The organism is Variovorax sp. GW460-12-1-14-LB1 (assembly GCF_059423605.1).
Window position 1 is genome coordinate 53720 of sequence record NZ_JBWKYF010000039.1, and the last position, 7058, is coordinate 60777.

The 7058-nt window shown below is 58.9% G+C and carries 4 protein-coding genes and 1 pseudogene; all 5 read left to right on the plus strand.

What is annotated here, in order from left to right; all coding sequences use genetic code 11:
• Positions 1–568 precede the first annotated feature (568 nt).
• A pseudogene (locus tag AC07Y4_RS19815) lies at positions 569–1825 on the plus strand (DUF6531 domain-containing protein); the annotation flags it as partial.
• 243 nt (positions 1826–2068) lie between these two features.
• Positions 2069–5137 (plus strand): RHS repeat-associated core domain-containing protein, encoded by a 3069-nt coding sequence (locus AC07Y4_RS19820; RefSeq protein WP_495274929.1) that lies wholly within the window; start codon positions 2069–2071, stop codon positions 5135–5137.
• Positions 5124–5537, plus strand: a complete 414-nt coding sequence (locus AC07Y4_RS19825; RefSeq protein ID WP_495274926.1) for a hypothetical protein — start codon at positions 5124–5126, stop codon at positions 5535–5537. Before AC07Y4_RS19820 ends, AC07Y4_RS19825 begins: the two co-directional genes overlap by 14 nt.
• Before the next feature lie 55 nt (positions 5538–5592).
• On the plus strand, positions 5593–6054 hold the full coding sequence (locus AC07Y4_RS19830; RefSeq protein ID WP_495274927.1) for a hypothetical protein: 462 nt from the start codon (positions 5593–5595) through the stop codon (positions 6052–6054).
• Between the two features lie 488 nt (positions 6055–6542).
• On the plus strand, positions 6543–6932 hold the full coding sequence (locus AC07Y4_RS19835) for a hypothetical protein (RefSeq protein ID WP_495274928.1): 390 nt from the start codon (positions 6543–6545) through the stop codon (positions 6930–6932).
• Positions 6933–7058 lie beyond the last annotated feature (126 nt).

Consider the following 7058-nt stretch of genomic DNA (forward strand, 5'->3'; position numbering starts at 1 on the left):
CTCTAGTCGCTTGTAGACAACAAGCACTTGGAGATTGCGCGTACTTTCTGTTTCAAAAGTTGAATCCCCGTTGCCTCATTTTGAACTCTCGTTGCCTGTTTCAACCGGTTCGACTATCTTGAAACATTTTGTAGTTGAGGGTGGTGGCGCCGCAGACGACTCGTGCAAAAGAGTACCAATGCGTTGCTCTGAATAAGGGAAAAAGGAAAACGAGGGGGCTATGTATTTTCTTTGGAGGTTTCGAAATGTCTTTAGAGGTGCGCGGCGATTCAATGCCGGGTTGCGAGATTTTGGAAAAAAGGCCGCGGTGCTAACGCTACCTACTTCAAGCCTGATCGACATCTGTCGAAGGATCTTCCTATTCTTGAGGGGTGTCGTTGAGGCAATGATCGAAAAATTGTCGTTGGTCATTTTCTCTGCTCCAGCTCATGCCGCCGCGTGTGTGGTGTTTAGGGATGAGGGAACTTATAGCCCGCCACGAAAGCTTGGCTGGAGTGTCAATAAATATCTCCATGTTGCAAGAATCGTATTTAAAAAAATCTCAATCGCGAGTGCTGCAGCAGCAATGATGTGGATTTTGTCCTCGGCAAACGCTGAGGTCGTAAAACTTGATCCAACCCTCGTTTACTACACAGGGCCAATCAACGGCTCGTATCCCGAATTCTCTACGGGCCCGGAGGCACTCGCGGCGGCGAGAGCGCACTATTCGTCCTTGCTCGACCAAAGCTACCCGCAGTACCGTCTTGAGTTGGGGCCGGTCATCACGTCGCCGAATCCCGCTTGCAGCTGGAGTCCAGCCATCGTCAATGGGCAGCCACAGGCGTATTGCCAGCAGTTCAAGGTTTTTAAACCCCAATATCCTGGCGGCCCGCTTGAGTTTCATCTTCAATCCAGCTTCCAGTCGGTAATTTCTGTCAAATGCCCTGTTGAAATTCCTCGGACGGATCGAGCCCTAACACGCGATTCCTATGGATACGCTGTTTCAGTCGCGGCGTGGTGCGAAGGGAACATCACTCTTCCCCCGGAGGCGGCGTCACCATTGGCGGCTGCAAGTTGTCGACGAGGCAGTGAAATTCAAGCCGGTTCTTTCACACCCAATCCAATTTCGCTTGCCACTTCCGAGAAGTATCGAAGCGAGGTGGATTGGAGTGATTACGGACCGCCTCCTCTGTCATTTTATAGAATATACAGAAGCAATTGGGGTGGGAATTTCCTGCGCCCCAAGGCGGGATTAGGTAATGCTTGGAGTCACAATCACGCATTTCAGCTTCAAGCTGCGATTTCCGCTCTGCCGGCGACTGTCGCTATCAAAAGTCCCGAGGGGTCGAATCGAAATTTCGTCAAGGATGAGTCGAGCCAAGAATGGCGTCCGGTCAATAGTGCCGACACCCTGATTCAGCTTACGGGCGACGCTTGGTCTTACCGTCGGGCGGACGACGATGCGACGTTCAATTTCCTCGCAAACGGCAAACTACGAACGCTCACCCTTCGCAATGGTTGGACCACCGCCTATGGCCATGACAGTTCGGGTCGACTCGTCTCGATCAGCGATGATTTTGGTCGAACTCTCAGGTTGACCTACAACTCTGCCGATCAACTCCAGAGCGTGGCTACGCCGGTCCTGCAGGTTGTGGGGTATGGCTACGACGCTACAGGCCGCCTTGCGCAGGTGACTTATCCAGATGGCCGAAGTCGCACCCTGCTCTACGAGAACAGTACATTTCCGTTAGCTCTCACGGGCATCGTTGACGAGAATGGCTCGCGGTTTGCAACTTTCGGATATGACTCTTCCGGACGCGCGATTGAGTCCATGTTGACTGGTTCAGTCCAGCGGTATCAGGTCAGTTACCCGTATCTTGCTGCAACTGTCACGGACCCTTTAGGGACTTTGCGTACCTATAGATACAGCACCACCCAGGGGAAACTTGCGGTCATAAGCGCCAGTTCACCGTCAGGTGACGGCGGAGCCGATGCTAGCTCTCGCATCCAAGACGCCAACGGCCTCATCACCAGCGAAACCGACTTCAAAGGCACAGTCACCACCACCACCTGGGACGTCGCCCGCCGCTTGCCCACCACCGTCGTCCACGCCGCAGGCACTCCCGATGCCCGCACCACCACGACCCAGTGGCATCCCACCTTCTCGCTCCCCGCACTGGTCACCGAACCCGGCCGCACCACCGCCTACACCTACGACACCGTCGGCAACACGCTTTCCAAAACCGTCACTGACACCGCCACGAACAAGGCTCAGCTCTGGCAGTGGACCTACAACGCCCAGCAGCTGGTGGCCACAGCCACGGAACCCAACGGTGCGGTCACGAGCTACACCTATGACACCCGGGGCAACGCCCTCACATCGACCAACGCGCTGGGCCACGTCACCACCTCCACCTACGACAACGCCAACCGCGTAGCCAGCACTACCGCCCCCAATGGCCTCGTCACCACCTACACGTATGACCTGCGCGACCGCCTGTTGACCCAGACCGTCGGCGCGGGCCTTGCCGGTGCACAGACCACCACGCTGACCTACAAGCCCTTCGGCACCGTCGAATCGGTGACGCTGCCCAGCGGCCTCGTGCTCACCTACACCTACGACGCCGCCCATCGCCTCACGGGCTGGAGCAGCAACCGCGGAGAGAGCGGCAGCTACACGCTCGACGGCATGGGCAACCGCACCGCCGAGCAGATCAAGGACGGTGCGGGCAACGTGGCCTGGAGCGTGGCGCGCACGGTCAACAACATCAATCGTCTCTCGGCCACCACCGAAGGCCCCAACCAGACCCGCGCCTTCGGCTACGACGCCAACGGCGAACTCGCGATCGAGACCAACGGCCTCAACCAGAGCACCCAGTACGGCCTCGACAGCCTGCGCCGCGTCAAGGCGGTGACCGACGCGGCCAATGCCACGGCCACCCTCAAGTACAACGCCCTCGACGCCGTCACCGAAGCAAAAGACTTCAAGGGCGTGGTCACCGACTACACCCGTGACGCACAGGGCAACGCCACCGCCGAGACCAGCGCCGACACGGGCGGCGCCAGCACCCAGTACGACAGCCTCGGCCTGCCCAGCCAGATCACCGACGCCATGGGGCAGGCCACCACCATCGCGCGCGACCTGCTCGGCCGGCCGACCAGCCTCGTCTTCGCCGATGGCAAGACGACCACGCTGCGCTACGACCTCACGGCCACCAGCAAGGGCTACCTCTCGGAGGTCATCGACCGCAGCGGCACCACCGAGTACACCCGCGACGCCTTCGGGCGCGTCACGCTCAAGAAGCAGACTCTCGCAAACGGTGGTGTGCAGCAGGTGAGCTACGGCTACAACGCCAACGGCACGCTGGCCAGCATCGGCTACCCCAACGGCGCCACGCTCACCCACCTGTACGACGCCACCGGTCGCCTCGCTGGCCTGAACTGGAACGGCAGCCCGCTCGTCACCGGTATCGCATGGAACCCGCTCGGCCAGCCCACTGCGTGGCAATGGGCCTTTGCCGCCGCACCGCCCGCGTCCGTGGCCGCCAGCCGCGTGTACGACACCGCGGGTCGGCTCACCGGCACCGAGTTCAGCAGCTACGTGTACAACGCCGCGGGCCGCATCACCAGCCTCACGCAGAACCTGTACCGCCCCGGCGACGCCGACCCGACGCACACCACCGTCGCGAACGGCAACGTCACCTGGAGCGTCGGCTACAGCCCGGTCGGCCGCATCACCGGCTTCGATGCCACGGGCAACACCGCCAGCTTCGGCTACGACGCCAACGGCAACCGCGCGAGCAGCACGCGCGTGCTCGGCGGCCAGAGCACCCAGCGCACCTACACCGTGGGCGCCGCAAGCAATCGTCTGACAGGCTTTGCGCAAACCATCAACGGCGCGAGCAACACCAGCGTCACCTACGGCTACAACGCCAACGGCGACCTCGTGACCGACGGCCTGCGCAGCTACGCCTACGACGCCGAGGGCCGGCTGGCCGCCGCCACCACGGGCGCCACCGACATCAGCCCGACCACGCGCTACGCACACAACGCGCTGGGCCAGCGCGTGTTCAAGACCGAGCCGCTGTACCCGCCGAGCCAGGGCGACGAGGCCGACCCGGGCTTCATGCAAAGCCTGATCGCCTTCTTCACCCGGCGGTGGAGCCCCACGACGAACCAGGCCGAGCAGCAGGGCTACACGTATGTCTACGACGAGCAAGGAACGCTGATCGCCGAGGTGGGCAGCGGCGGCACCAACAGCGGCGGGCAGGCGCAGTACATCTACCTGCCGACGGCCAACGGCCCGATGCCGATCGCGGCGGTGATCAACGGTGCCACCTACGCCGTGCACAGCGACCACCTGAACACGCCGCGCAAGCTCACCGATGTGAGCGGGCAAGCGGTCTGGCAGTGGGGCTACAGCGCGTTCGGGGAAGACAAGCCGACGACGGCGAGGAACCGGTTCGCCGACTTGGATGTGACACCGAATCCGGGCACTACGGGCGTGTCGGAGGTGAAGTTCAACCTGCGGTATCCGGGGCAGTATGCGGATGAGGAGTCGGGGTTGTTTTACAACTACTTCCGCAGCTACGACGCGAGGGTGGGGCGGTATAGCCAGCCAGATCCGATTGGTCTCGACGGGGGATGGAATCGGTTCGGCTACGTGGATGCCAATCCACTGAGGGGCACCGATCCGTTTGGATTGGCCAACTCTGCAGCGACGGGATGGATGCGTCGTCCGTACACTCCGGACCCCAGCCATCAATATTCTTGGAAGATCTTCCGGTGCATGGGGGACTGTAGAGCCCAGACGATGCAGGAGTTACGTTGCAACCCGGCACCTGGCGTGTACCCGAGCAGCCCAACGAAGACGGGCGATGTAAACATGGTCGGCTTTGGCCCGTTTGAGCTTGGTCAGATCACAACCGCAGTGAGCGATACCACCAACACTACTTGGAATTTAACAATGCCGGGGCACCTTCTGCACCCTGGCTGGGTTCGGCGAGATGTTATCTATGATGGACGTGCCACTTGGATCGTGAATGAGGGGGGCGGAACAGGCTTCAATCCGTTGAATTTGAATACGATCATGGCTCCCATCGTTTGGGGTGGCCAGAATCCAGTGAAGAACACAGGACGCGGTTGTGGATGCAAATAAAGTCAAAGTGCTTCGGTTGCTAACGGCCCTGATCGTTTCGCCAGCACTTCCAATTCTTTCGCTGGCGACTGTCTATTGGCTCAATACCGGGAGCAAGGCTTGGTTTCCGATCATGCTCTTTTTTGGCTATCTTTTTTTCCTGGTACTTGGGGTTCCCATTGCCGCGATGTTGTTGAAGAAGAGAAGCCTGCCTCACTGTCTGATTGGCGGTGGCGTCGCAGCAGCAGCCCCTCTGGTGGTGATGGGTTTCCTCTCTCTTTTTTCTGCAGGGAGCGCGCTCACGAGCCAGACCCTTGCAGTCGTTGGCGTAGTGTTTCTGGCGGGCTGTGTCGGTGGTGGGGTGTTCTGGCTAATCGCCTTTGCCGGGTCTCAAGAAGCCACAGCTCCATCGTCACCGTGAACAGTTAGAACAGCCTCCGAACAATTGACGGTCCGAGTAGCCCCGACAGGAATGGATGGCGTTCAACCAGTCTCATCGCCTGTGCAAACGCCCTAGGTTCCTAGATAGTCTGCGCACATTAGTCGCGCTTGTTCTTCCGCTTGACGACTGGCTTTTGGGGGACCTTGGCGATCTGCTGCTTCGCTCTTGCGACCTTGATTGCGAGCAGTCCCTGTGCCGGGCCGTTTGCCTTCTTCATCTCAAAAAACATGGTGCGTCTCCTTCGTTAACTGATCGCTTCGACCGCCTGCCGTTGCTCACGGAGCAGGGCATTCGTTTCCTTGGTGAGTTGCCGAAGTTCACGCCAGGTGCCACCGGAAAAATCGAGGTCAGACTCTCGTTCTTTCGAGGCGATTTGGCGGATAAATATGCAATTGACCTTGGTGGTAGCGGCAAAGGACGCGGTGCAGAACGCGTCATATCTAGCGTTAAAGATGGTGCGGTGACTATCCATGTCATCGTCGATTACCACAAGTGAGGATATATGACTTGGGAGTATCGAGCAATGAGCCGAGACGGCGCGGTCGCTATCTACGAGGTTTACTACTATGAAGACGGCAGGGTGCAGGGTCACAGCGCGGAACCAGCGGTTCCTGCGGGCGAAACCGTTGAAGAGCTACGAGTCAACTGCGATTTGTACCTTGCTGCACTTGGGAGGCCAGTTCTCGAATACAGCAGTTAGTGGGGTTCAAGGTCAGGCCTTGCTCGTTGCCCCTGATCTTCAACAAGATAAGTCGCCTGCCACCCCTTGGCCGCTAGGGCTGGGGTTGGCGGGCGGCGTTGTTTGTGGCCGCGTGGCTGCTACAGCATCAACTGTCGGTGACGGTCATCCTTGCGCTCCATCTTCAGCGTCTGAAGCTTTGTGGTCGCATCGATGCTCTGCCTGATCGACCACTCGACCTTCATAAATTCACTTGGCGGTTCTAAGGTTCCACCATCAAACTATCCAACCCAATGTGGACTTGTATGTTTGCCAAACTGGCAGTGATCTCGCTCGTGCTGGCGTCCTTCTGCGCCGCAGCTCAGGATGCGCCCGTGCGTGTTGGCAGCCTCAAGGAGGCAGGCACTTGGATCGACAAGATCTATTCCTCGCATGTAGAGAGGCGTTACAGCGTCAAACTTCCAACTGGGCGGAATGCGGATATCTATGCTCTCTATGCGCCGAGGGGTTCAGGTATAGGGCAAATTGACGGCTGGTTCTATTCTTGTGCCAGTGGTAGCGCCGTGTGTGACTTGGTCGCGATGGCGAATCTAGGGACATCGAGAGAAATCAAAGAAGACCCCGTGGTCACGTATGAGCATCCCTATCTGGTCGTCAAGTCTGGCAGCAACATCTTGCTCAGGGTGAAGCAGTAGAAGTATTGGAGTCAGGCTCCATTCCACTTCAGTTGCAGGTGACGGCACCCTGTTGATTTCCATCTAGAAGTGACCCAGTTGGCGGTGTGATTTCCATCTAAATCTGACCCACGTGATAACCCTAAC